The organism is Leptolyngbya sp. CCNP1308, assembly GCF_034932455.1.
Classification (GTDB): domain Bacteria; phylum Cyanobacteriota; class Cyanobacteriia; order Phormidesmidales; family Phormidesmidaceae; genus Nodosilinea.
This window is the reverse complement of the sequence record NZ_JAYGIH010000009.1, coordinates 56,947-80,254: the sequence shown is the minus strand read 5'-3', so window position 1 is coordinate 80,254 and position 23,308 is coordinate 56,947. Positions and strand designations below refer to the sequence as shown.

The 23,308-nt window shown below is 59.1% G+C and carries 24 protein-coding genes; 4 read left to right on the top strand and 20 right to left on the bottom strand.

The genetic code is table 11. From position 1 onward, the window contains the following. Positions 1-243: 243 nt before the first annotated feature. Genes VB780_RS06390 through VB780_RS06365 form a run of 6 tightly spaced genes read right to left on the bottom strand, consistent with a single transcriptional unit; the run spans position 244 to position 4,011 of the window. Positions 244-1,632, bottom strand: a complete 1,389-nt coding sequence (locus VB780_RS06390) for an alkaline phosphatase family protein (RefSeq protein WP_323350307.1) — start codon at positions 1,630-1,632, stop codon at positions 244-246. 32 nt (positions 1,633-1,664) lie between these two features. Beyond that, complete coding sequence (locus tag VB780_RS06385; RefSeq protein WP_323350306.1) at positions 1,665-2,015, bottom strand: type II toxin-antitoxin system PemK/MazF family toxin; 351 nt, start codon at positions 2,013-2,015, stop codon at positions 1,665-1,667. Continuing rightward, positions 2,002-2,304 (bottom strand): DUF2281 domain-containing protein, encoded by a 303-nt coding sequence (locus VB780_RS06380; RefSeq protein ID WP_323350305.1) that lies wholly within the window; start codon positions 2,302-2,304, stop codon positions 2,002-2,004. The genes VB780_RS06385 and VB780_RS06380 overlap by 14 nt, the downstream gene beginning before the upstream one ends. Before the next feature lie 35 nt (positions 2,305-2,339). Beyond that, positions 2,340-2,645: an urease subunit beta gene (locus VB780_RS06375; protein ID WP_323350304.1), complete on the bottom strand. Its 306-nt coding sequence runs from the start codon at positions 2,643-2,645 to the stop codon at positions 2,340-2,342. After that, entirely contained in the window at positions 2,642-3,700 is a 1,059-nt protein-coding gene (locus tag VB780_RS06370; RefSeq protein ID WP_323350303.1) for a S41 family peptidase, read from the bottom strand. Before VB780_RS06370 ends, VB780_RS06375 begins: the two co-directional genes overlap by 4 nt. A gap of 8 nt (positions 3,701-3,708) precedes the next feature. After that, positions 3,709-4,011: an urease subunit gamma gene (locus tag VB780_RS06365; RefSeq protein WP_073606824.1), complete on the bottom strand. Its 303-nt coding sequence runs from the start codon at positions 4,009-4,011 to the stop codon at positions 3,709-3,711. Positions 4,012-4,243: 232 nt separating this feature from the next. Here VB780_RS06365 and pgl point away from each other — a divergent pair, with 232 nt between their 5' ends. Both pgl and VB780_RS06355 read left to right on the top strand, forming a co-directional pair. Further along, entirely contained in the window at positions 4,244-4,999 is a 756-nt protein-coding gene (gene pgl / locus VB780_RS06360; RefSeq protein WP_323350302.1) for a 6-phosphogluconolactonase, read from the top strand. A gap of 194 nt (positions 5,000-5,193) precedes the next feature. Next, positions 5,194-5,631, top strand: coding sequence for an FHA domain-containing protein (locus VB780_RS06355; RefSeq protein WP_323350310.1), 438 nt, complete (start codon positions 5,194-5,196; stop codon positions 5,629-5,631). 50 nt (positions 5,632-5,681) lie between these two features. Here VB780_RS06355 and metK read toward each other — a convergent pair whose 3' ends face one another. From metK to remA, 4 genes are all read right to left on the bottom strand, one after another. Further along, positions 5,682-6,836, bottom strand: coding sequence for a methionine adenosyltransferase (gene metK / locus VB780_RS06350; RefSeq protein ID WP_323350301.1), 1,155 nt, complete (start codon positions 6,834-6,836; stop codon positions 5,682-5,684). 138 nt (positions 6,837-6,974) lie between these two features. Continuing rightward, positions 6,975-7,421: a SufE family protein gene (locus tag VB780_RS06345; RefSeq protein WP_190751919.1), complete on the bottom strand. Its 447-nt coding sequence runs from the start codon at positions 7,419-7,421 to the stop codon at positions 6,975-6,977. Positions 7,422-7,458: 37 nt separating this feature from the next. Next, positions 7,459-8,124: a Uma2 family endonuclease gene (locus tag VB780_RS06340; RefSeq protein WP_323350300.1), complete on the bottom strand. Its 666-nt coding sequence runs from the start codon at positions 8,122-8,124 to the stop codon at positions 7,459-7,461. Between the two features lie 82 nt (positions 8,125-8,206). After that, positions 8,207-8,467, bottom strand: a complete 261-nt coding sequence (gene remA / locus VB780_RS06335; protein ID WP_323350299.1) for an extracellular matrix/biofilm regulator RemA — start codon at positions 8,465-8,467, stop codon at positions 8,207-8,209. 320 nt (positions 8,468-8,787) lie between these two features. Here remA and VB780_RS06330 point away from each other — a divergent pair, with 320 nt between their 5' ends. Continuing rightward, a complete protein-coding gene (locus VB780_RS06330; RefSeq protein WP_323350298.1) occupies positions 8,788-10,542 on the top strand; it encodes an Rqc2 family fibronectin-binding protein in 1,755 nt (584 codons plus the stop codon). A 47-nt stretch (positions 10,543-10,589) separates the two neighbouring features. Here the strand turns inward: VB780_RS06330 and VB780_RS06325 are convergent, their stop codons facing one another. The 4 genes from VB780_RS06325 to VB780_RS06310 form a co-directional block, all read right to left on the bottom strand. Further along, positions 10,590-11,774, bottom strand: coding sequence for a class I SAM-dependent methyltransferase (locus tag VB780_RS06325; RefSeq protein ID WP_323350297.1), 1,185 nt, complete (start codon positions 11,772-11,774; stop codon positions 10,590-10,592). Positions 11,775-11,777: 3 nt separating this feature from the next. Then, positions 11,778-13,832 carry a thioredoxin domain-containing protein gene (locus VB780_RS06320; protein ID WP_323350296.1) on the bottom strand — a complete coding sequence of 685 codons (2,055 nt, stop codon included), beginning with the start codon at positions 13,830-13,832 and terminating at the stop codon, positions 11,778-11,780. 105 nt (positions 13,833-13,937) lie between these two features. Next, positions 13,938-14,156 carry a type II toxin-antitoxin system HicB family antitoxin gene (locus tag VB780_RS06315; protein ID WP_323350295.1) on the bottom strand — a complete coding sequence of 73 codons (219 nt, stop codon included), beginning with the start codon at positions 14,154-14,156 and terminating at the stop codon, positions 13,938-13,940. Further along, complete coding sequence (locus VB780_RS06310; protein ID WP_323350294.1) at positions 14,153-14,377, bottom strand: type II toxin-antitoxin system HicA family toxin; 225 nt, start codon at positions 14,375-14,377, stop codon at positions 14,153-14,155. Before VB780_RS06310 ends, VB780_RS06315 begins: the two co-directional genes overlap by 4 nt. Before the next feature lie 173 nt (positions 14,378-14,550). Here VB780_RS06310 and nfi point away from each other — a divergent pair, with 173 nt between their 5' ends. Next, positions 14,551-15,261 (top strand): deoxyribonuclease V, encoded by a 711-nt coding sequence (gene nfi, locus VB780_RS06305; protein WP_323350293.1) that lies wholly within the window; start codon positions 14,551-14,553, stop codon positions 15,259-15,261. Positions 15,262-15,448: 187 nt separating this feature from the next. Here nfi and VB780_RS06300 read toward each other — a convergent pair whose 3' ends face one another. The 6 genes from VB780_RS06300 to VB780_RS06275 form a co-directional block, all read right to left on the bottom strand. Continuing rightward, positions 15,449-16,378, bottom strand: a complete 930-nt coding sequence (locus VB780_RS06300; protein WP_323350292.1) for an Npun_R2821/Npun_R2822 family protein — start codon at positions 16,376-16,378, stop codon at positions 15,449-15,451. 8 nt (positions 16,379-16,386) lie between these two features. After that, positions 16,387-17,379 (bottom strand): Npun_R2821/Npun_R2822 family protein, encoded by a 993-nt coding sequence (locus VB780_RS06295; RefSeq protein ID WP_323350291.1) that lies wholly within the window; start codon positions 17,377-17,379, stop codon positions 16,387-16,389. A gap of 92 nt (positions 17,380-17,471) precedes the next feature. Further along, a complete protein-coding gene (locus VB780_RS06290) occupies positions 17,472-18,458 on the bottom strand; it encodes a glycosyltransferase family 10 domain-containing protein (protein ID WP_323350290.1) in 987 nt (328 codons plus the stop codon). Further along, positions 18,455-19,669, bottom strand: coding sequence for a glycosyltransferase (locus tag VB780_RS06285; RefSeq protein WP_323350289.1), 1,215 nt, complete (start codon positions 19,667-19,669; stop codon positions 18,455-18,457). Before VB780_RS06285 ends, VB780_RS06290 begins: the two co-directional genes overlap by 4 nt. Positions 19,670-19,695: 26 nt before the next feature. Continuing rightward, positions 19,696-21,816 carry an ABC transporter ATP-binding protein gene (locus tag VB780_RS06280; RefSeq protein WP_323350288.1) on the bottom strand — a complete coding sequence of 707 codons (2,121 nt, stop codon included), beginning with the start codon at positions 21,814-21,816 and terminating at the stop codon, positions 19,696-19,698. A gap of 43 nt (positions 21,817-21,859) precedes the next feature. Continuing rightward, positions 21,860-23,161 carry a glycosyltransferase gene (locus VB780_RS06275; protein ID WP_323350309.1) on the bottom strand — a complete coding sequence of 434 codons (1,302 nt, stop codon included), beginning with the start codon at positions 23,159-23,161 and terminating at the stop codon, positions 21,860-21,862. Between the last annotated feature and the right edge of the window lie 147 nt (positions 23,162-23,308).

Sequence of the window (23,308 nt, the reverse complement as noted above, 5' to 3'; positions counted from 1 at the left end):
TTGCTCCAGTTTTTGCTGCCGGTCTTTAACATCCCAGAACCCCTGCTGTCCCATAGCATTCATACGTCAACAAACCAACCTTATGATCTCATATTGAGATCGCTCTGGCTATTTTTCGAGGTGCCCTCGAGTATATGGCGACTTTGGGGAAGTTGAGATAGCAAGGTGGTAGTTTTGACCTTGAATTTGACGAAGTATAATTATGTCTTTCTAAGGCGGCTGAATTCTAAAGTCGACTCTGCTTCAAACTGATAAAACCTTGCCCCTTAGCCCTAATGGAGCCTCAATATGGTAACGGTGTAGCAACGTAGGTAGTAAGTCGTAAAGTTTTGCCCCTTCCAAAATCTGCCCTTCCTTTGGAGCTTTCGGATCGTGGAAAATCATTAGGCCTAGGGGGGCGTGGTTGGCATCATCGGGGCCGGTGTCGTTTTCGACGGTGTAGAGGCTGTTAATGCCCACACTGCCCACCGATCGCCAAGCCAAATCGTCAAAATACACAATCAAATCTGGCGCACGACCGCGCACCTTTTGGTAAATCTCCTGGGGCTTGAATGCTTTTACCGGCAGCGGGTTGCCGTCCGGATCGGTAAGTTGGGAGAGCTTCGTCGCTAGCTCGTCGCGCAGGGCTTCGTAGTCGGCCATAGCCACGGTGCCCTGGGGTTCGCGCCCCTTCACGTTTAAGAAAATGCGGGCGTAGTAGCCCCCGGCTCCCCAAACCCGGGTTTGTGCCCAATCCACCTCAACCTTATCCAGGGGCAGCACCTCGGTTGGGGCTTCCTTCAGCGTGAGGTAGCCGTTGGCGAGCAGCCATTCGTTGATGCAGATGCCGCCCATCAGCGGCTGCGCCCCGTGGTCAGACACCACCAGCACGGCAGTGTCGGGGTCGCAGACCGCCAGCAGTTCCCCCACCCGACGATCCACATGCACGTAGTAGTCGTGGATGGCGGTGGCAAAGGGCAAGTCAGGCTCGTATTGGGGATGGCGCGGGTCCATCGGCTTCCAAAAGGTGTGGTGGATGCGGTCTACGCCCATATCCACCAGCATGAGAAAGTCGGGGGCGTCGCGGACAATCAGCTTTTCCGCCAGGGTAAAGCGTTGGTCGCAGAGGGCATACAGGTTTTCTAGAATGCGCTCTTTTTCGTCGGAGCGAAAGTTGGGCACATCCATCATGAAGTCGGGCATCCAGTCTTTGATGGCGTCGCCCAGCTCCGGCGGGTGGGTGAAGGGTACCTCGGTGCCGGGGGTGAGAAAGCAGGACACCAGCGCGCCATTCACCGGGTAGGGGGGCGAGGTGCCGGGTACGCTGAGGGCGGCGACTTTCCACCCGGCGTCGCCGAGAATATCCCACAGGCGGGGAAATTTGACCGCGCGCCCATCGGAGATCGCCATGGAGTGGTAGTTGCGATCGCGCCGATTGCGAAACCCATAGATGCCCAGCTCGCCAGGGTCGCGCCCGGTCATCATGCAGCTCCAGGCGGGCACGGTGATGGCGGGAATGCTGCTCTCCAGCCGCCCGTAGCTGCCGCCCTCCATCAGGCGGCTGAGGTTGGGCAAATCCTGCCGCCACTGGTCAAACACCAGATCGGGGGCCATGCAGTCAAGGCCGATGATCAGCAGACGCGGGGTAGGCATAGAAAGGCTCGATAACGACAATGCACTTAGGTCTATTCGTAATCGATACAGACAACTAGCCCAGCGAGAATTTCAGCCAGTAGATTTGGTTCTAGCTGTCCAAGACATTTGACAAAGCGCTGGGTTGAGAGACTGCGAACTTGTAATACGTTGGCAGCAGAGTCGCGATCGAGGCCATTGGCAGCAGTGGCAAGGAGTTTCACCATAAATGGGCGGCTGTCGAATTTGTCTTGCCAGGATGTGATGGGGATGATGATGCGGAGGGGAAGCGGCGTGAAGAGATTGCTGCTGATCACCACGACGGGGCGAGTTTTCTGAATTTCTTGGCCACGGGTAGGGTCAAGGTCTACCAACCAGATTGCGCCTCGGCTAGGGCTCGTCATCGGGAAACTCCCAGTCTTCGCCGTCTAAAACCGAAAACTCGGTCAGCACCGGATCGGTTTTGAAGTCCTGGGCGGTAGCGGCGATGAATGGCGCTAAGACCTGATGGCGCTGAGATAGGGGCAGGCTAGCGAGCTGTTCGAGCTGTTGTAGGGATGGCTGAGGGAACACCTGCCGTGGCAATTTCTGGTGCAGGAATTCAGCGAAGTCTAGAACCTCCCGCTGCTGGTCGGGGGGAAGCTGCCGTAGATGGTCGAGGAGGGTTTGCTCAAGGCCGGCTGTGCTCTGCATCGCGGTTGTCCTGGCGCTGTTCAACTATTCCTAGCTTACAGTGCCCCTTCGATTTGGGCGTTGAAGCCGTACACCCGGCGTTCCCCCGCTAGGGGCACCAGGGTCACGTCGCGCTCGTCGCCAGGTTCAAAGCGCACCGCTGTCCCGGCGGGGATATCGAGCCGCATGCCCCGCGCCCGATCGCGCTCGAAGCTCAGCGCTGCGTTCACCTCAAAAAAGTGGAAGTGGGAACCCACCTGGATCGGGCGATCGCCCGTATTCGCCACGGCCAGCGTCACCGTTTCTTTGCCCGCATTTAGCTCGATCTCACCCTCGGCGGGCAGCAGTTCTCCGGGAATCATGTTGGGCCTCCTAGGTTGGCAATTAAGTCTTGGCGCTTTTGCTGGAGCGATCGCTCGACTCGCGGCAGGGCTTCCTCTAGCTCGCGGCGGGCCACGCCCTCAGGCCCGGCCTCTAGCAGGTGGTTGAGGGCCATCAGGTGGGCCGTGTCGAGGGCGGTTTCTGCTGGCACCTTAACGGTGGGAAGCACCCCTGTCCCATCCCAATTTTTGCCGGTGGTGGGGTTGATCGCCTGCCCAGTGGGCATAAACACCCAAAAATGGTCGTGCAGGCGAAAGCCCCGCCCCGGATTCGCGCCACCCCGTGTGGTTTCGCCCACCACGGCCCCGCGCTTCAGCACTTGCAGGTTGTAGGCAAATTCCTCCGCCGCCGAAAAAGTCTCGGGGCTGGTGAGGGCAAACACTGGCTTGTCGAGGTAGCGCTGCCCCGGCACGTAGGGCACCGTCCACCACTGGTGGGTTTCGTCGGTCTCGCTCCAGTAGAGGTCGTTGAGGTGAATCGGCGGATGGGCCGGAAACAGGTAGCTACACAGCAGCGCCACCGTGGCCGGAGAGCCGCCCTGGTTGTGGCGCAGGTCAAAGATCAGGGCGTCGGTATGGGCCACCAGGGTCATTGCCGCCGCCAGCGCTTCGCCCGCAAACTCCGGCGGCTCAAAGCTAAACAGCTGAATGTAGCCCACGTTCCCCGGCAGGCGCTCGACCCGGTTGATGTCAAAGTTGCGGCGGCGGCTGGCCTGGTGCTGGCGCTCAAGCTCCTGGGCATTGGGCAAGGCTTCAGGTTCAATATGGGGCAGGAGGGCAGGGCTAAAGTGCAGGCGCAGGTTGCGATCGCCGCTCATCTCTTGCAGCTGGGCCGTCAGCGTATCCGCTAGCTGCTGCCCGCCCTTGATGTCGCCGTAGCCCCCCGATTCTAGGCGCTGCTCAATATCGGCCTGAATCTTTTCTGCCACCTCCGGAAACACGTAGGCGTCGAGCTGGGTGACCAGCGCCCCCAGCACGGCCTCGATCGCGTCAGCATCCAGCACAATCTCCCCTGGGTTAGAGCCAGAAACAGCCATGGGTCGCCCTACCGAATGGGTTCGTGAACCGTAACCAGCTTAGTGCCGTCGGGGAAGGTGGCCTCCACCTGCACATCGTGAATCATCTCCGCCACCCCGTCCATGACGTCGGCCCGGCTCAGCAGAGTGGTGCCGTAGCTCATCAGGTCGGCCACGGTGCGGCCATCCCGCGCTCCCTCTAGAATGGCCGCAGAAATGTAGGCGACGGCCTCGGGGTGGTTGAGCTTCAGCCCTCGGTCTTTGCGGCGTTCGGCCACCAGGGCAGCGGTAAAAATCAGCAGCTTGTCTTTTTCCTGGGGCGTTAATTGCATGGGGCGAGATGCGATCGCAGGGTACAGAGCTAACCGTAAGCTTTCAAGGTTTTGACCGGCTTGTCAACCAGTACTCTCACCCCGCTGGATCTTGGCTTCAAAATTAAAGCTTAAGCCATCGGCATTGGGGTAATAACTACGTTAGTCTGCTGATGAGAAATCAGCCAAAACGTCCTGAGCCTCTAGCCCAACCCCCAGGCGCGCTAGGGCCACTATTCGGTAATCTTCGCCTATGACCGCGCCGCAGCTTGAGATCTTGGCCGACAAGCCTGCCCTGGTGCAGCGGGCCCTGACCCTGGTGGTAGAAGCCATCCACAGCGCCGTCGCTGACCACGACTACTGTACCCTGGCCCTGGCCGGTGGCAGCACGCCCAAGCCCCTCTACAGCGGCCTGGCCGAGCAAGACCTGCCCTGGGAAAAACTCTACATTTTTTGGGGCGACGAACGCTATGTGCCCCTCGACCACCCCGACAGCAACGGGGGCATGGCCAAGGCCGCCTGGCTCGACCGGGTGCCGATTCCGCCTGACCACCTGCTGTATGCGCCTACCCTAGAAGGGGATCCGGCGGCGTCGGCCCGCCAGTATGAGGCGATGGTGAAGTCGATTTTTGGCGGACTCCAGGGCCTCGGCCCCAGTCAGATACCGCGCTTTGACCTAATTTTGCTGGGCATGGGCGACGATGGCCACACTGCGTCTCTCTTCCCCCACACCGAGTCGCTGGGAGTAGACGACCGCCTGATTACCGTGGGCTACAAGGGCAGCGACCCTCGCCTGACCTTTACCGCCCCGCTAATTAACCATAGCCACCGGGTAATGTTTTTGGTGGCCGGGGCCGATAAACAGACTGCCCTGGCCCAGGTGCTGGCCCCCGAAGGCGATGACGAGGCCTATCCCTCGCGCCTAGTGCGTCCCCAGGGAGAACTGCACTGGCTGCTCGATCGCTCCGCTGTGGGAGACCTTGACCTGGCCTCAATGTCCATCACCTAAAGCTTTGAAGTAGGGGTTGCACTCCTCTCTGAATTACTGCGGCGCTGAACTATTATCTAAGCAGGCCGCTCAACAGTCCTGGGGGATAGATGGCACCTACTGACCGTCAGCGGGCATAACCCCAAGATAGGAGTTGGGCTCCGTCAGACTCTTCTATGATTAGACACTACAGGGATCGTTTTTGATTGAGTAATGTGATTACCCTCTCGCTGCTCCATCCTCTCCACAAAACCCCAGTGCAGAGCTGGTCTTTTGATCAAGAATCGGTGATTCGCATTGGTCGATCGACCGATAACAACGTGGTTCTTTACAGCGCTGTGGTCTCGCGCCACCACGTTGAAATTCACCGCACCGATACCGGCTGGGCGGTGAAAAGCATTGGCACCAACGGCACCTACCTCGACGGTCGCCGCATTAGCGAAGTGCCAGTAGAAGACGGCATTGTTATTCGTCTGGCGCGATCGGGGCCAAACATTCAAATCCACATGTCCGAAGAAAAGCGCGATCCCCTTAAGGAGCTGCTCAGCCGTCGCCGCACCGAAGAAGATGCTAAAGACATTGACCACGGCACCCAGAGCGAACCCCACGACGAAAGCGCCCTGCCCCATCAAACCACCGTCATCAATTCATAGGACAAGGGGGCGGTTAGTGATCACTAACCGCCCCCTTGAGTTGAGACTGCCTAGAGTGCGACTTTGAGCGAGTCGGCTTTATCGGTTTTTTCCCAGGTGAAGTCGGGCAGTTCGCGGCCAAAGTGGCCGTAGGTTGCCGTCTGCTGGTAGATCGGGCGGCGCAGGTCGAGCATGTCGATCAGGCCCTGAGGACGCAGGTCAAAGTGTTTGCGCACCAGCTCTACGATCGCCCCATCCGCCACCTTCCCCGTGCCAAAGGTGTTGATCGAGATCGAGGTGGGCTGGGCCACCCCAATGGCGTAGGAGACCTGAATTTCGCAGCGATCGGCTAAGCCCGCCGCCACGATGTTTTTGGCCACGTAGCGCCCAGCGTAGGCTGCCGAGCGATCGACCTTGGTGGGGTCTTTGCCAGAGAATGCGCCGCCGCCGTGGCGGGCCATGCCGCCGTAGGTATCGACAATAATTTTGCGTCCGGTGAGGCCGCAGTCGCCGACGGGGCCGCCAATGATGAATTGCCCGGTGGGGTTGATGTGGTACTGGGTATCGGCGTGGAGCCACCCGTTGGGCAGCACCGGCTTAATAATTTCCTCCATCACCGCCTCGCGGATGTCGGCCTGGGAGACGTCGGGGTCGTGCTGGGTCGAGAGCACCACCGCCTCTACGGCCACGGGTTTGAGATTGTCGTAGCGCAGGGTCACCTGGCTCTTGGCATCGGGGCGCAGCCAGGGCAGCACGCCGTGCTTGCGCAGGTGGGCCTGGCGCTCTACCAGGCGGTGGGCGTAGTAGATCGGGGCGGGCATGAGGGTGTCGGTTTCGTTGGTGGCGTAGCCAAACATCAGCCCCTGGTCACCCGCGCCCAGGTCTTTGTCGGTGGCCACATCAACCCCCATAGCAATGTCTGACGACTGCTTGCCAATGGCATTGAGCACGGCGCACGAGGCCCCATCAAAGCCCACGTCAGAGCTGTCGTAGCCAATGGCCAAAATCACGTTGCGGACAATGTCTTCTAAATCGACGTAGGTGTTGGTACGCACCTCCCCAGCGATCACGGCCATGCCGGTCTTAACCAGGGTTTCGACTGCCACTCGGGCATGCAGGTCTTCTTTGAGAATGGCGTCTAAAACGGCGTCGGAGATCTGGTCGGCCATTTTGTCGGGATGGCCTTCAGATACCGACTCAGAGGTAAAAATACTGTACTCGCTCATGAAATTAGGCCCAACGGTGGCAGAAGGAATGCAGGCAAAATCAACCGACGTTGAATCGCATTCCAAAGTCTACCAAAGTTTGGCGGAATGCCCATTCACTCGTTTGGCTGCACAGGATACCACTGGCCAGAGCTGATGCTAGCTCAACAGCGCCCCCGGTGCCGCCCCATCGTGCAGCCCTCGGGCCTTTTGCTGCATCGTCTTAAAAATGTTGTAGAAGCCGTTGGCCCGCGATGGGGTGAGGCTGACATCGAGCTGGGTGTCTTTAATGAAGTCGGGCGTCAGGGTGACAATTTCGTCAGGCGTCAGCCCATTGAGCGCTTTGATCAGCAGGGCCACCAGCCCTTTAGTGATCTGCGCGTCGGAGTCAGCTTGGTAGACCACCTTGCCATCGATCAGATCAGCTACCACAAACACCTGGGAGACACAGCCCGGCACCTTGTTTTCGGGGGTTTTGTACTCCTCGGGCAGAGGGTCGAGTTTTTTGGCGAACCACAGCAGCTGCTCGTAGCGACGCTTGGGGTCAGCGGCCTTTTGAAAACGGGCCACAATTTTCTCAATGGACTCGGGGCGATCGGCAGGCATGGGGTGGCAGGTGAGGAGACGTTCCTTGAGTAGTCTATCAAGCAAAAGGAAGCGGTAGGGCGGGGCAGGGGGCAGCTAGAGAGACGGAGCGCAATAACCGAATATCTGATCTACGGTCAGCGATAACCCTGGAAACGTGGGGGAAAACAATGAGTTGGCTGCCTCGAAACTGCTGTAGCTCAAACTCTCCATCCACCAGATGGCAAAGGGTAAAGGTAGGTTGCTTGGGTGAACCAATATAGCGCCGTCCGCCCAGCCCCAGATAATCCACAATCCAGTATTCTTGAATGCCAAAGGCTTCGTAATCGGCCAGTTTGAGCAGGTAATCATCCCGCCAGTTGGTAGAGACGACTTCTACCGCCAGTTTGATCGATTGGCCTCTGGTAATCACCGATTCTCGCTCCCAGCGAGGCTCGTCGGCGATCGCCGCTTCCGCCAAAACGACAATATCGGGCTCGTAGCCCATGTCGTTCGAGAGTTTAATCACGCATTCTTTGGGAATGAAATAGGGCTGGTTAGCGCTGCGAACAAACGCACCTAGCTCAAAGGCTAAATTACCTGCCAATTTGGAGTGTTTTCCCCTAGGTTTGGGCATCTCGACCACCACCCCCCGCCGCAGTTCGTAGCGGTACTCCGAATTCTCTGGATACCACTCAATGAATTCGTCAAAGGTTATGGGGGCTTTGTCCAGTGAGGCAATCATGGCGATAGTCAAAGACTGGCCCTAAGGGGCCATCGCATTTCCTTAGCGTTGCTGACACCCATCCCCCTTACTCGTCACTCCTTCACTTCCCATCCCCGTCTTTGCCGCTGACAAAGCGATGGGCGACGGTCTCGGGCTGAATGGCAGAGAGAATGGTGTGGCCTGAGTCGGTGATGATGACGGCACGGGTGCGGCGACCGTAGGTGGCATCGACCAACTGCCCCCGCTCGCGGGCGTCGGAGATAATGCGTTTAATGGGGGCAGACTCAGGGCTAACGATGGCAATCACCCGATTGGCCGATACGATATTGCCAAAGCCAATATTGATAAGCTTGATGTCCATAATATATAGAAGGGCAGTAACGGGAGGTGCCAGTGCTAACGCCAGGGTTATCCCCGACTGGCCAGAAAAGCCGGGGCTTTTTGGCACTATGCTCTACATTTGAGCCCAGATCAGACTTATTGCCATACTAACGAATCCAACTGTTGCTGAGGGTTAATATCCGGCAAAATTTCAGAATTCTGGCGTTTTCGTTCCTTGGGCTACACCTTTCGGCCTAGAAGCAGCTCAATCGGAGCTTCTTAGCCCTTTATCGGGGTTCTCGGGCTGCCCTATCCCTGGGATTCCCCTAATTACTTTGTCTCAGCCTGGAGGATTGTGTTGTGCAGCCGGTTGACTTTACTACTCTGATGGCCATGTGCCAGAGCCTGGAGGCTGACTGGGTGCCGGCCCGCTGCGAGACGGTGGTGCAGATCGATACGACTACCCTGGCCTTGGCCCTTAGAACCCTCGATCGCCGCAGTTGGCTGACGATTTCGTGGCATCCCCAGGCGGCGCGGCTGCACCTGGGCGATGCGCCCCCTAAGGGCCAGGACACGTTTACCTTTAGCCAGCAGTTGAAGCACCAGATTAGCCAGCTGGCGCTGGTGGCGATCGCCCCGGTGGCCCCCTGGGAGCGGGCGATCGATTTGCAGTTTGGCCCGCGCCCCGGCGACCCGCCCCAGTGGCACCTGTACGTTGAGATTATGGGCAAGTACAGCAATGTGATTTTGGCCAATGCCCAGAACCAGATTGTTACCGCTGCCCACCAGGTGAGCGATCAGCAGTCGCGGGTGCGGCCCATTCAAACCGGCGACCCCTACGTGCTGCCCCCGGCGATCATGAACACGCTGCCCAGTCTGAAGGAATCCCAAACCTCCTGGCAGGAGCGGGTGACGCTGGTGCCCACGACGCTCAAAAAGATGCTGATGCAGAGCTACGGGGGGCTGAGTTCGTCGCTGGTGCGATCGCTCCTCTCCACCGCCCGCTTGACCCCCGACCAATCCGCTGCAACCATGATCCAAAGCGATTGGGATCGCTTGTTTGAGGTGTGGCAGCGCTGGTTGGTCTGTCTTGAAAAGGGCGAGTTTTACCCCGGTTGGGTCGAGGGTGGCTACACCGTCCTCGACTGGGAGGGGATGGCCCCGGTGGCAGACATCAATACTCTGCTCAACCAGTACTATGGCCGCGAGATTGTCCTACAGCAGTTCGATCGCCTCAAAAACCAGATTCAGCAGCGGCTTAAGGGTGTGCTTGACAAGCTGCGGCTCAAGGCCCACACCTTTGGGCAGCGCCTCGACCAGTCGGCCCAGGCCGACCAGTACCGCCAGCAGGCCGATCTGATGATGACCTATAGCCACCAGTGGCAGCCTGGCCTCACCCAGCTCACGGTAGAGGATTTTGATACTGGAGCACCCGTCACCCTTGCCATTGACCCCGACAAAACGGCGATTCAGCAGGCCCAGCGTCTCTACAAACAGCACCAAAAACTGAAGCGGGCAAAGGATGCAGTGGCTCCGCTGCTGGCCGAGGTACAGGGCGAACTAGCCTATCTCGAGCAGGTAGAAGCGGCTCTAACCCAGATCCCTACCTACGAAGAACCGGCGGATCTAGAGGCGCTGATCGACATTCGCAACGAGCTGATTCAGCAGGGCTATATGACCTCGCCCGACTACCGACCGACCGATCGCAAAGCCAACGATGAAGGCTTCCGTCGGCTACAGACCCCCGATGGTCTGCCGGTGCTGGTGGGCCGCAACAACCGCCAAAACGATCTGCTGATCTCGACGGTGGCCACTGACTACGACCTCTGGTTTCACACCCAGGAGATTCCCGGTAGTCACGTGCTGCTGCGCCTAGGGGCGGGGGATGTGCCCAGCGATCGCGACCTAGCCTACGTGGCTGACCTAACCGCCTACTTTAGCCGCGCCCGCCAGGCCGACCAGGTGCCGGTGATCTATACCCAGCCCCGCCATGTCTACAAGCCCAAGGGCGCGCGCCCCGGCATGGTGATCTACAAGCACGAAACGGTGCTCTGGGGCCAGCCCCGTCGGGTCGAACAGCAGCAGACTAAACCGCTGGAGCCTGTAGGAGCTTAGGGATGAGTGAGTCTTGAATTTGCAGAGTGGATGGGTGCGATTGCGCCCTACATCAGCGGTGGCACCGTTAACCCCTTCAGCGTCTTGGCAGCGGGCGGGAGCCCCTTGCCCTGTACTAGCACCACAAAATTCCCCAGGCCCATGGGGTTGATCAGCTGGTGAAGTTTGTCGCGTCGCTGGATGGCGAGGTTGACGGTGGTGGGGTCGCTGGCCTGAATTTGACCGAGAGCGGCTAGGCGATCGCCCAAGCCCAGCGCCATCAAAAACATGCCCTGCTGGGTGGCCCCTAGGGTTTCTAGCTCGCACTGTTCCCCCTGGTGCTCCAGCGCTGTGAAGTTGACGTGGGCGGTAATGTCCTGGTGGCCCAGGTGGCTGTAGGGGTTGTCGTGGTGGGCGTGCTGGTAGTAGCACTGAAGCGTGCCCTGGGAACGCGCGCGGCTGTAGTAGCGGCTGGCGGGGTAGCCATAGTCAACGGTGAGCACGTACCCCTGGTGCAGCTTGGCGGCAACGGTTTTCATCCAGTCGAGCGCGGCGAGGTGAACTTCGGTGCGGTAGCCAGGGGCGTACTGCGGGTCGGCCAAGTCGATGCCGACGAAGGCAAAGTAGTCGGCCAAACGCGGCGTCGAGGGCGGGGCCAGCACTTCTTGCCGCGGGGATTCTGCCCTATCGGCCAGGGTGACGTAGACCTCTTGCAGGCCTGATTCAGTCATCACCACTTGATGCACGGGCAGGGCATCGACCAGTTCATTAGTGAAAAAGCAGCCGATGGTGCTGTCGTCGGGAATGTCTTCTAAATCTAGCCAAGTGACCCGTCCGTCCCAGGGCAACAGGCGCTGCGCTTGGGCGGCCCGCAGGCGGTCAGATTTTTCGACAATTTGATAGCTCAGGGCGGCGAAGCATTCGGGAAAGTGGTTTTGCAGGGCACCCAGCGCATCGGCGGCGATCAGCCCCTGGCCCGCCCCCATTTCTACCAGCGAGAAGGAATTTGGGCGATCCAAATGATCCCACATTTCAGCAAACTGGACAGCCAGCAGTTCGCCAAAGTCGTGGCCCAGGTGGGCCGAGGTAACGAAGTCTCCCTCAAACCCCAGGATGGCGTCTTTGGTGGTGTAGTAGCCACTCTGGGGATGGTAGAGGGCCAGCTCCATGAATTCGGCAAAAGTGATGCGGCCCTGGGGCGACTGGTGAATGCGATCGCACAACACCCTATACAAATCTGGATTATGGGGCATAACTTATCGAGGCCGGAGGGTTTGTAACTGCTGCCGTAGTTTATCCGCAGAATCTGCCACCGCTAGACAGGTAGTGCCTCGGCACACCATCCCCACCGCGTCATCGGATAGATCATTGGAGACCGTGAAAACAGTCGTTGGCCAGTATTCTGCCGCTAGTTCAGGAATGATGTCTGCCACCGCTTTGACCACAGTGCCGTTGCGAAACCAGTTGAGGCCCGTTAGCAGGCTGGGGCAGGCGCGAGGAATTTGCTCCATAACCGTGCCAAAGGCTTGCAGGGTGCGATCGGCGCGGTCTAAATAGTCCAAGTTATCGGTGAGCAGCGAGAGACGGACGAGGTTGGCGACAGCGACTCCATTCGCCGCAGGAGTGGCGCTGTCTTGGTAGGGGCGCTCTTGCACCAGCAAGTCTTTGCCACTCGCTGCGCTCATGTAGCCGCCCTGGTCAGCACTCCACAGATGGTGGTCAAACTCATGCTGGGTTGAGATCGCCAGCGTTAGCCAGTTGGTGGCGGCGGTTGCGTTTGCCAGCGCTAGGTTAGCCTGGTGCAAGTCAAGGAATGCCTTGATCAGCAGGGCGTAGTCCTCTGACTGGGCCGATACCTGGGGCGTGCCGTCGTAGCCCAGACGGTGCAGCTGACTACCGACCCACTGGTGATGGCGAATGTACTCGGCGGCGGTGATGGCGGTGGCCAGATAGTCAGGGTTGTGGAACGCGATCGCCGCCTTAGCCAAGCCAGAAATCATCAAACTATTCCACGCCACAATCAGCTTGGTGTCAGTCACCGGGGGAATGCGCCCCGGCCAGGGCTGGGTTTTAGCCGCCTGGTTGTCGATCGCCGGGAGAAAAGTCTCTAGCTCGGCTGCCGGGGTGCCGTAGCGCAGGGTAAAGAGCCGACCAAGGGCCAACTCGACCTCGGCAGAAAGGGAGCCAAGGTCAAACCTTTGCAGCACAATTTGCCCCTCAAAGTTGCCCTCTAGGGTCACCGCAAAGGCATTAGCCAACGCCTGCATCTGGTCAGTAGTTAGCGCCGATTCCAAAGTCTTGTAGGGCCAGGCGTAGAATGCGCCCTCTTCGGGCTCGGCGTCATTGGAGGTGACAAAGCTGTCGGCATCCTGGGCGGCGTAGAAATAACCGTCTGGGGCAGTCATTTCACGCAAGAGCCAGGTGTGGGTGAGGGCGATCGCCCGCTCAAAGGCCGGTTCTTGCTGTCCGCTAGCCCACAGGTCAGCCAGATACTCCACAATCATGCCGTTGTCGTAGAGCATCTTCTCAAAGTGCGGCACCGTCCAGCTTGGGTCTACGGTGTAGCGGTGAAAGCCGCCGCCCACGTGGTCATAAATGCCGCCCAGCGCCATGTCTCGCCCCCGCTGGCCGCAGAGGTGCGCCACATCCAGCTCCAGGTCAAACCGTAGCCCACCCAGCACCGCTGCTGCGTAGGGAATCATCGGAAAGCAAGTACCCTGGCCTGAAGGAATCAGAATTTTGGCGTTCGTCGTCAACCCCGCATAGAGCACATCCGCTGATGGAATTGCCGGAGTTTCCGGCAGCTGCGCCCCCTGGTGCAGATTGCCCATCACCGCCTCGGTAATCTCGGCCAAGCGAGATTTCTCGGTGTCGTAGAACTGGCGCAGGGCCGTGAGCACCTGCAAGAAACCCGGCCTGCCATACTTTTGCTCTAGGGGAAAGTAGGTGCCCCCATAAAACGGCACTCGCGTTTCGGGATGCAGCATCACGTTTAGCGGCCAGCCCCCTTGCCCGGTGAGCATTTGCAGCGCCTGCATATAAATGCTGTCGATGTCAGGTCGCTCTTCGCGATCGACCTTGATCGGGATGAAGTTGGCGTTCATGTAGGCGGCGATCGCCTCATCCGAAAACGCCTCGCCCTCCATCACCGTGCACCAGTGGCAGCTGGAGTAGCCGATGGAGAGAAATATCGGCTTGTTGTCTGCCCTGGCCCGCTCCAACGCCTCATCACACCAGGGCCACCAGTCGATCGGGTTTTCGGCGTGCTTCCGCAGATACAGACTAGGTGAATCTGCCAGACGATTAGTCATAACCACTAGGCGGGTAAGGGCATGATCACCCTATCACAGTGAAAAGTGAGGGGTTTAGGTCTAGAGTCTGAGATTTAATCGTTAAGCACAGTCACTTTTAGTTGTCTAAGCAGCTTGTAACGTGTTGGGTTCAGGAATGGGTTGACCTTCTTCCCGCCAGGCTTCCAAATACATATCGATTACTTCTTCGCCTTGTAAAATTGCTTCCTCGCGGGATTTGCCGTGGGTACAGGGCATTGTTACCCGCTCCGAAAACTCAGGAATAGTTACCAAAAAAAGCTGATCAGCCTCTGACCATTGAATGATCATGCTATATCGATTCATTGTTCTCTATCCTCCTGAATCGTTTCTAATTCAAGCAACAACTGTAATACTTGTTTCTCTAAATAGCGTGGGACATCATCACCATCCTTGCCTGAAATTGTGAGCGTTTTTGTCAGTAGTGGATGCTTCCAACGCTCATGGCTTCCCTTACCGCGCTTAGGTAAATAAACAAATCCTGCTTGTTGGATTTGAGCTTTTAGCTCGCGAATTTTCCTAGGCATAGCAACGGTTCTTAGCGTAGTTCATATCGCAACCAGCTTTTACGGAAGCTAGTTACAGTGTCAACCCAACGACATTTAACTCATCAACGCTGCCCATCTCAATCAATGGAAGGTTGTTTCTACTATGGCATCTGCGGCAAGGTTGAGGCTACGGCGTAACGAAGGCTTTAGCCATGCAGATTCAGTTTCCCGATCGCTGGCCGACCACGCCCGCCGAGGCGATCGCCCTTCAGCAAACCCTCGCACCCCAGGTCGTCCTCGAAGACCGCATCCCCAATCCAATTCGCTACGTTGCCGGAGTCGATGCCGGGTTTGAGGATGAGGGCAAGACCACCCGCGCTGCCGTGGTGGTGCTGTCCTTCCCCGATCTGACCCCGGTGGATGAGGTGCTGGTGCGGCAGCCGACCGTCTTTCCCTACGTGCCGGGGCTGCTGTCGTTTCGGGAGGTGCCTGCGGTGCTGGCGGCACTGGCGCAGCTCAAAACTGAGCCGGATGTAATTCTCTGCGATGGCCAGGGAATCGCGCATCCCCGGCGATTAGGAATTGCGTCGCATTTGGGGTTGTTATGCGATCGCCCTACCGTTGGCGTCGCCAAGTCGCGCCTGGTGGGCACCCACATCGAGGTGCCGCCCGACAAAGGTACCTGGGTACCGCTGATGGATCGGGGCGATCGCATTGGAGCCGTTCTTCGCAACCGCGCCAACACCAAACCCCTATACATTTCCCCCGGCCACTACACGACACTAGAAACCGCCATCGACCTGGTGTTGAAGTGCAGCACGAAATACCGCTTGCCCGAAACTACCCGGTATGCGGATCGCCTTGCGTCTTCTGGTACGGCGCAATCAGCCTTAGAAGAAGTACAGCAAGGCCGTTTGTTTTAGCGAGGGTAGACCCCAGGGTTCTGCTGAAATAGGTTAAAACTTTTTGACAGTTGCAAAAGAACCCTGGAGTCTTGGTTCATCGAGATTTTAACGGGGGATGAAACCCGGTTAGTGGGTTACGGCCTCCCAAAGTATTGGGATGTGTAGCCAAGAGTCAATGAAGCCTAACCCACCCTACAAAACTCTGTTATTTGCTCAGACGGCTCAGCAGCTTTCCTGCTTTACGACTGAGGGTTTTCATGGGAGATGGGGCTGCTACTGGAACGTCTACCGGGCGGCTGGCGGGGTCGCGGAGGTAGCGGTAGTGGGCCCAGACATCCCAGTAGGGGCAGCCGGGTTGAATGCGGTAGCCTGCCCAGTGCAGGTAGTCGAGGGGCTTGTTCACATTTGGGTCTACCAGCGTCATCCCCTCTTGCACAAAGTGGGGGCTGCCCGCCCAGTTGCCGGGGCCGCCGCCGGGCTGACGCACCAGGTTAAACCGTCGCGCCATCCGCTTGAGAATTAGGTAGTTGATGATCGGCTGATCGGAGGTTTTTTCAGAAAAGTCGAAGTAGTCGGGGTGGGCGGCGCATTCGGCAAAGGTGTCGTAGAGGTCTTGCTCGCTGACCAACCCTTTTTTAGACCCCCAAAAGCCGCAGTTAAACATATCCTCTAGCTCGGCGGCGGTGAAAACGCCCTGCTCGACGATCGCAGGGGCAAACACGTTGCGAATGCCGCCCCGGTGCTGGTAGTCGTAGCTGATGAAGTCGTGGTCGTCGAGAGCGTCGAGGACTTTGGCGATCGCGCTAAACACCACCACATCGGTATCGATGTAGAGGAAGCGATCGAAGGGGCCAAACCAGCAGGCCTGCTTGCGAAACTGGTTGGGGCGAGCAAAGAACCCCTCACCAAAAATGCCGTGCAAAGTTTCTGACAACCGCTGGATAAAGTCTAGGTCGGGGTAGACCTCAACCCCGTAGTCGCGGCCCAGCACCTCGGCCACCTGGTGGTAGTCGTCGTTGTAGGGAATCAGCACGACGGGGATGCTGGGGTCATAGGCGCGAATGCTGTTGAGGCAGGCGATCGCGTGGTCGAGCACCTTGTCGTTGGCTGTAATGTAAATGCCGCGCGAAGTCATAGCAATCCTCAGGGGAGCAACTGGGTCAGGGGTTTCAGGTACCGTCGCCAGCCCTGGGGCTTGGCTGTCACTAGTTTGCCCGTCAGTGCAGGGCGATTCTCAGAATTGTGCAGATAGCGGTAGTGCAAGAACACCTCGCGGTAGGGTAGGTCAACGTTCTCGCCGTCGCAGAGTCGGGTAAAGAGTTTGGACGATAGGCCGATGTAGTGCAGGTATAGCAGCGGCACGCCCTTGTCATAGACGCGGTTTTCTTGAGTAGTGAAGTGGCTAGAGGTGACAGAATTTCCGGTGCGTTCCTCGGGCGGCAGGGCCAGCGCCAGGTTGCAGGAATTCACCCCTCGCCGGATCACCAGGTAGTTGAGAATGGTTTGGTCTGGGGCCATGGGGTAGAGCACCGCCGCTTCTCCAGATTTCAACCAATCCAAAATGTCTTGGCCCCGATCAGGATCAAACAACCCTCGGCGACTGGCGTAGAACCCTGAACAAAATGCCTGCCGCTGCAACTGCTGCGGGGAGAATAGCTGCTCCAACCAGGGTGAATCTACGTCGTATACATGGCTGAGGTCTTTGTGCTGAAAGTCGTAGGTGACCCAGTCGTACTCATCCAACGCGTTGAACACCGGGGCTGGATCGCTGAGTAACAGGGTGTCAGCATCCATATAGAGGAAGCGATCGAAGGGGCCGTCGAAGGCGCAGAAGCGGCGGTGGGTACCCATGCGGTGAATGCCCGTGCTACCGATCGCATCCCACTGTTGCCGAGCGGTGGGATGGGTGGCCCAGATTTGCTCCACCCAGGCATCCCACCGCTGAATGGAGGCACTGTCGTCGTAAAGGGTGAGGTGGGGGCGCGATCGCACCAGTTCTCTCAACTGCTCCACCTGGTCGTCGTAGGGGTAAATGCACACGGGCATCTCCGGCCCCGCAAAGACCTCAATACTGTTAAGCAGCGCCACAATTTGGTCGTAGACGCGATCGTTACCGAGGGTACAAATACCGTCCATTCAAGTTACCTCAATGGTGGGCAGTGCCCACCCTACTTTCTTTTCCACCCATCCACCCGCCTTCTCGCCTACCCGCCTACTCACCCACCTATTTACCCCTGACTCCCTACCCACTCCGACAGCCAGTTCATCAAATTCAGCTTGTGGAGGATCACCTGGCGGGCCTCAGCGATCGCATCCTTTGCCTCCACCCACGCATCGGGGCTAGCCGTCACCTCGCGGATGTACTCAATCCCCTTTTCATCCAGGCTGGGCAGGCGCAAAAAACTGCCAGGGGGCAAGAGCTTATCCGCCGCGCCGCCGCCGTAGTAGATGGGTAGACACCACGACAGCAGGGCATCCCAGAGCTTTTCGCTGGCGTACCAGTCGTTTTCGGCAAAGTTTTCGATCGCCAGGTTGTAGGTGTAGGGGGCCATGCCCGACCACTTGTTGCTGAGTTCTCCGACGGTGCGGGTGCCGGGGGGCAAGTCGCGTCCGTAAACCTCAACGGGCACGCCACTTTCCTGAAGCTGCTGCAAAAATGCGAGCCGCTGGCGGTGGCTCTCGGTGCGGTTAATGCCAGAGGTAATCCAGCTACAGGGGCTGTATTTTTCGGGGGGCGGGGCTTCGTTCAGCTCGCGAAATGAGACATTCACGTACCAGATGGCGGGCATGTAGGCGGGGGTAGGAGCCGAGTCGTCGGGGCCAGAGACATAGCCGCAGTGGTCGCGGGCGTGGGCGTAGTTGAGTAGATTTTGCGATCGCACCTCCGGCAACGGCGGCTCGCGCAGCAAAAAGGCCGTGCGTTCTTTGGGCACCTGACTGAACTGGGGAGGCAGCTGGCTAAGAGCTTCCACCGGAGCGGCAGGTTTGGCAAAGGGCAAGGCGCTGAGCAACCGCTGGGACTTTGACAGCGGCTTGGGAGCCAACCGCTCGTGAAAGTTGAATTGGTAGAGCAAAAGATAGTCGGGCTTAGGATCCTGCGATTGCAGCTGCATGTTTCCCCAAACCCCAAAGGGTTCGTGCGTCTGTTTCCACAGCCAGTCGCACTGGGTGAGGCCGCCGTAGCTCGACAGCATGCCAACAATGGGGCGGGTCATGAGTTTTCTCCCAGCAGTTGGGGATGGTATTGGGATTCTACGTAGGACAAAATTTTCTCGATCCGGGCTTCCCAGGAGTAGGGCTGTAGAGCGTCAAGGTTGGGGGCAAAGCCCTCAGCCGGGCGAGGATGCTGGGCGAGCACCTGCCGCAGATTTTCGGCAAAGGCTTGAGGCTGGTTGGGGTCGCACCAGGCGGCAATCTGGTCGGTCAGCGGCCAGTTCTCCAGCGAGGGAATGCGGGTTGCCACAACCGGAGTACCCGAGGCCAGGTAGTCGAATAGCTTGAGGGGCGAGGTAAAGGTGGCGGCCTGGCCGAATAAATGGGGATGGGCCAGGGCATCGGCGGCTTGCAGCAGGTGGGCCAGGTCGTGCTGGTCTAAAAATCCGAGTACATCCACATTCCTTAGACCTAGGTCGGCGATGCGATCGCGGTAGTGCTGCTGCTGCTCAACGGGGCCACCGGCCAACGCAAATTTTACCTGGGGAAACTGGGGGGCAATTTCCAGCAGTAAATCGACGCCCTTAAACTCGTGCAGCGCCCCGGCGTAGACCACGAGCTGGGCGAAAGGTGGGGTGAGGAGGCGATCGCGCCACCCCTGCGCCGCCCCTGGATGCCGCGCCAAAAAACCAGCGTTAAACCCGTTGGGCACCGTAACCACCTTTTTCTCAGGCACCCCATTGCGAATAATGCTCTCCTTCACCGTATCGATGACGGTGACCACCACCTGCAACAGGGGATGGGTCGCCATCTCGGGCTCGAAGGGTTTTTCGGTGTGGTGGTGGCACTCAAACACCACGGGCACCCCCTGCTTGAGGGCGGCCTTGGCAAAATTCCAGTCGCGGGTGTGGACGAGGGCGGTGCGGGCGGCCAGGTGCAGGGGCCAGTAGTATTTACAGGCCACAGTGCTGGCATTGGTGAGCTTGTGTTTAACCCGGTCGATGGGCCAGGGCATGGCCAGAGGCAACAGCTCTAGCGAATTCAGCGCCCCAGTTTGAAGGTTGAAAAATCGGGCGAAGGCGTCATCCACCGGCTGGGGCTGCGGGTTGACCCAGCACCAGGGTTGCCAGGCCGCTGCGCCGCGATCGACAAAGGCGAGCTGAGTGGGGTAGCCCAAGTTGGCGGCGGCGTTGGCGCACTGCACGGTCTGAATCAGGTGAGCCGCTGGCTGGGGCAGGGTGTCGCGGATGAAAAAGAGGTAGGGGCGGGGCATGGGGTGGGGAGTGGGGAAGTAAGAGCTTAATTTTGAATTTTGAATTTTGAATTGGATGGGGAGATGGAGGCGCTAGGGAGAGGTAACAGCGATGGGGGCCGGGGTGATTGATCAGTGACGGCAGCCTGTTTTTCGACGGCTTCGAGGGTGGGGAGCAGGTTGAGGGCGGCCCGGTAGGCTTCTTGGACGAGTTCTTCGGTTTCGGGGCCATCTTCGATTAGGCCGTCGGCGAGCAGCTGGAGGGAGCCAAGGACGACGTTGAGGCCCGATCGCAGGTCGTAGGAGTCAGTGCCGGTGATCGCAGGGGGGGTGGGGCAGGAGCCGGTTTCTTGGGCGAACTGCACGGTGTAGAGGTAGGTGTAGCGGCCCTGTTGTTGCAGCAATTCTTCGTGGGTGCCGAGTTCGACCACGCGGCCTTTGTCCAGCACGGCGATCTGGTCGGCTTTGCGAATGGTGGAGAGGCGATGGGCAATTACCAGGGTGGTGCGATCGCGGCTCAAATCCTCCAGGGCTTCCTGCACCAGCTGCTCTGACACCGTATCTAAGGCGCTGGTGGCCTCATCGAGAATGAGAATCGGTGGGTTTTGCAGCAGGGCGCGAGCAATGGCGATGCGCTGGCGCTGACCGCCCGAGAGCATGACGCCGCGATCGCCCACCACCGTGTCGAAGCCCTGGGGCAATTGGCTAATAAATTCGTAGGCGTTAGCGCGCCGCGCCGCCTGTACCACCTCAGCGTCGGTGGCGGCAGGCTGGGCGTAGGCGATGTTGTCGCGCACGGTGGCGTTAAACAAAAACGTGTCTTGGCTAACAATGCCCATGGCCCGGCGCAGGCTGCCCAGGTCAAACTCGCGCAGGTCTACGCCATCGATGGCGATACGGCCTGCGATCGGGTCATAGAAACGGGGCAGCAGATCGGCCAGGGTAGACTTGCCCGCGCCGGAGGCCCCCACCAGCGCCAGGGTAGTGCCCTTGGGCAGCGAGAGGTTGATATCGTGCAGCGACCAATCGTTGGCAGTGGGATATTTGAAGGCGATGCCCTCGAAGGTGATGCCCGATTGCAGGGTAGTGAGGGGGCGAGTCTGATGAGGAGAAGCTGCGCCAACGCCCTGGGGCATAAAGGGTTTATTGTCGCGGCGCAAAAAGTCGTAGACCAGGTCAACGCTGGCGGCACTGTTGGCCAACTGGCTACGGGCCGAGTTGAGCTGCCCCACAAACTGAACCACCCGCGACAGCACAAACAAAAAGGTCAGCAGCAGGGTGGCCGAGGCCGCCGAGCCGCTGCCCAGCCAAAACTGGCTAATGAGAATAATCGCCACCAGGGCCAAAATGCTGAGAATTTCGTTCAGCGGGCCGATGATGGCGGCGTTCATCTGCGATCGCAGCGCCGCCTGTTCCCGCCGCTCAATTAGCGCTTCCACCTGGGCAAATTCTGCGGCCTCGTTGGCGGTAGCCTTCACCAGGCGCATACCGTTGAGCATTTCTAGGGTGCGTACTGAGTAATCCTTAGAAGCCTCCGCCAGGGCCTTGCCGTGCTCACGGGCGCGAGCGATCACGTAGCGATTCAGCAGCAGCACCCCGGCCATCAGCACCACCGCCGCTAGGGTAAGCGATCCTGAAATCGACAGCAGCACCAGGGCAAAAAACAAGATATTCAGCGACGCCCGCAGCAGGTTAATCACCGCGTTGATCGAGGTCACCGCCCGGCCAATCTGGTCATTCAGCCGCTGGATGATATCCCCGGTGCGCATGGTGTTGTGGTAGTCGATATCGACCCTGAGCAGCAGGTCGAGCCCGTCGCGGCGCAGATCGCAGGTGAGACGGCGGCTGAGCCCTTCACTGGTGACGCTGCTGAGGTAGTTAGCCAGGTTTTTGAGCAGAATGGTCAGCACAATAAAGCTCAGCATCAGCACCGCCCGCCCCGGGCCGGGGATGCCCAAAACCGGCTCCAGCATCTGCTCTAGCAGGGGGGGAAGGGCGATCGCGCCAGCACTGTCGGCCTCGGTGCCCAACAGCTCAAACACCGCTGGCACAATCAGCGTAGTGCCCACCCCGTTAAACACCGCCCCCGAAAAGCCCAGCCCAATAGCGGCCAGAATGCGCCAGGGGTAGCGTTTTGCGTAGTTGAAGAGGAGCCTTTGGGCAGACATGGGGAGTGGGGAAGGTAGGGGACGCGTAGGGGACATTCGGCGGTCAGGGTGGGTTGGGAGGCCCCAGCCCATGGCTTCGCCAATGCACCTTTGCGAGAACGTTTTCTTGGATCGCCTGATGTAGGCCTGCGCCCATGGCGGCGATGCTGTAGTGGGTAAGGGTGCGATCGCGCCCCCGCCTCCCCAACTCAAGGGCATAGTCATAATCGGCAAAAATCGCCGTAATCTGCTCTGCTAAATCGGCCGGGGCATCGGCCTCCGCCAGATAGCCACAGCCGTTGAGAATAGCGGGAATGTCGCCCACCCGCGTCGCCAGAATGGGTTTCGCCATCGCCATGCCGTCCGTCAGCTTGAGGGGAAACTGGGCCTGGGCGGCGGGGGTCTGGCGCTGGGGCACCACCACCACGTGGGCGGCGGCGATCACCCTGGGCATTGCATCGGAGGGCTGTTTGCCCAGGTGAACAATGCGCTGGGGCCAGCGATCGAGCAGGGTGCGATCGTAGTCGTCGTAGGGGCTACCGCCGACGATCACCAGCTTCAGGTCGGGCTCATCCAAAATGTCCATCGCCGTCAGCAGATCCTCTACGCCTTTGTAGGGGCGCGGCGCACCGGGAAACATCAGCACCCGGTAATTGCTCAGACCATAGGCGGCGCGGCTGGCTGCGGGGTCGTAGCGATCGGGGTTAAACAGCTCAGTATCTTTGCCGTTGGGAATGATGGTGCCGCCAAAGCGCTGCTGCAAAAAGCCGTTGTGGGTAGTCACCAAGTCGGCCTTGCCAACCCAGCGTTCCATCCATTGCAAGTAGAGGGGATGGTCAGGATTTCGTAGAGCGCCGCTGGGTTTCAGCACGTCCCGCCCCAGCTGCTGGGGCGAGGGGCGGTAGCGGTAGCGATCGCCCCCGTGCCAGCTCAGCTCCCAGTCGTCAATGTCGAGCATAACGGGGCGATGGTGGCGCAGCCGGTGCACCAGGGCCAGGCCAAAGCTGCTGGGCTTGAGCTTGTAGGCGTAGATAATGTCGCCGCTGAGGTGCCGAAAAAGGTATCCCACAGCGCCTGGGCCGAGGGAGGTCGTGGGTAAAGCGATGCTGTGCAAAGGGATGTCAGCCCGTGGGCCTGGGGGGATCACGCTGGAGCCGTCACTCCCAGGGCAAAATCCGGCAATTTCTACCGGGTAGCCCATGGTTTGCAGTGCCTGGGCCAGCAAAAACGGGCGGACTGCACCCCCCCACCGTCCCGCTCCACGGCTCGACAAATCGCTGACCACAATTGAGATCCTGGGCCGGGCCGGGCAGTGATCCAGGTGTTTAGCTGCGCTCACCTGGGGCTTGGGGCGGTGGTCGAGCATGGTTTGCACAGGGCCAGAGGGGGCAAAACGGAGGAATTTACGTAGTTTGGGAACGCACTCCTATAGCTTGCCCACCTTTGCCGCCAGGGTTAAGGTCAACGCTGCGATCGCTCACCACTTGAAAAGCGCTTATGCCAAACAAGCGGG

Bases quoted from the DNA above. Each gene is read 5' to 3' on its own strand.
- VB780_RS06385 (WP_323350306.1), bottom strand. From the start codon at position 2,015: ATGACGAGCCCTAGCCGAGGCGCAATCTGGTTGGTAGACCTTGACCCT.
- VB780_RS06310 (WP_323350294.1), bottom strand. From the start codon at position 14,377: ATGCCTAGGAAAATTCGCGAGCTAAAAGCTCAAATCCAACAAGCAGGA.
- VB780_RS06295 (WP_323350291.1), bottom strand. From the start codon at position 17,379: ATGGACGGTATTTGTACCCTCGGTAACGATCGCGTCTACGACCAAATT.
- VB780_RS06375 (WP_323350304.1), bottom strand. From the start codon at position 2,645: ATGATTCCCGGAGAACTGCTGCCCGCCGAGGGTGAGATCGAGCTAAAT.
- VB780_RS06300 (WP_323350292.1), bottom strand. From the start codon at position 16,378: ATGACTTCGCGCGGCATTTACATTACAGCCAACGACAAGGTGCTCGAC.
- VB780_RS06320 (WP_323350296.1), bottom strand. From the start codon at position 13,832: ATGACTAATCGTCTGGCAGATTCACCTAGTCTGTATCTGCGGAAGCAC.
- VB780_RS06345 (WP_190751919.1), bottom strand. From the start codon at position 7,421: ATGCCTGCCGATCGCCCCGAGTCCATTGAGAAAATTGTGGCCCGTTTT.
- pgl (WP_323350302.1), top strand. From the start codon at position 4,244: ATGACCGCGCCGCAGCTTGAGATCTTGGCCGACAAGCCTGCCCTGGTG.
- VB780_RS06365 (WP_073606824.1), bottom strand. From the start codon at position 4,011: ATGCAATTAACGCCCCAGGAAAAAGACAAGCTGCTGATTTTTACCGCT.
- VB780_RS06380 (WP_323350305.1), bottom strand. From the start codon at position 2,304: ATGCAGAGCACAGCCGGCCTTGAGCAAACCCTCCTCGACCATCTACGG.
- VB780_RS06315 (WP_323350295.1), bottom strand. From the start codon at position 14,156: ATGAATCGATATAGCATGATCATTCAATGGTCAGAGGCTGATCAGCTT.
- VB780_RS06290 (WP_323350290.1), bottom strand. From the start codon at position 18,458: ATGACCCGCCCCATTGTTGGCATGCTGTCGAGCTACGGCGGCCTCACC.
- VB780_RS06280 (WP_323350288.1), bottom strand. From the start codon at position 21,816: ATGTCTGCCCAAAGGCTCCTCTTCAACTACGCAAAACGCTACCCCTGG.
- VB780_RS06275 (WP_323350309.1), bottom strand. From the start codon at position 23,161: ATGCTCGACCACCGCCCCAAGCCCCAGGTGAGCGCAGCTAAACACCTG.
- VB780_RS06325 (WP_323350297.1), bottom strand. From the start codon at position 11,774: ATGCCCCATAATCCAGATTTGTATAGGGTGTTGTGCGATCGCATTCAC.
- VB780_RS06370 (WP_323350303.1), bottom strand. From the start codon at position 3,700: ATGGCTGTTTCTGGCTCTAACCCAGGGGAGATTGTGCTGGATGCTGAC.
- metK (WP_323350301.1), bottom strand. From the start codon at position 6,836: ATGAGCGAGTACAGTATTTTTACCTCTGAGTCGGTATCTGAAGGCCAT.
- VB780_RS06390 (WP_323350307.1), bottom strand. From the start codon at position 1,632: ATGCCTACCCCGCGTCTGCTGATCATCGGCCTTGACTGCATGGCCCCC.
- VB780_RS06285 (WP_323350289.1), bottom strand. From the start codon at position 19,669: ATGCCCCGCCCCTACCTCTTTTTCATCCGCGACACCCTGCCCCAGCCA.
- remA (WP_323350299.1), bottom strand. From the start codon at position 8,467: ATGGACATCAAGCTTATCAATATTGGCTTTGGCAATATCGTATCGGCC.
- VB780_RS06340 (WP_323350300.1), bottom strand. From the start codon at position 8,124: ATGATTGCCTCACTGGACAAAGCCCCCATAACCTTTGACGAATTCATT.
- nfi (WP_323350293.1), top strand. From the start codon at position 14,551: ATGCAGATTCAGTTTCCCGATCGCTGGCCGACCACGCCCGCCGAGGCG.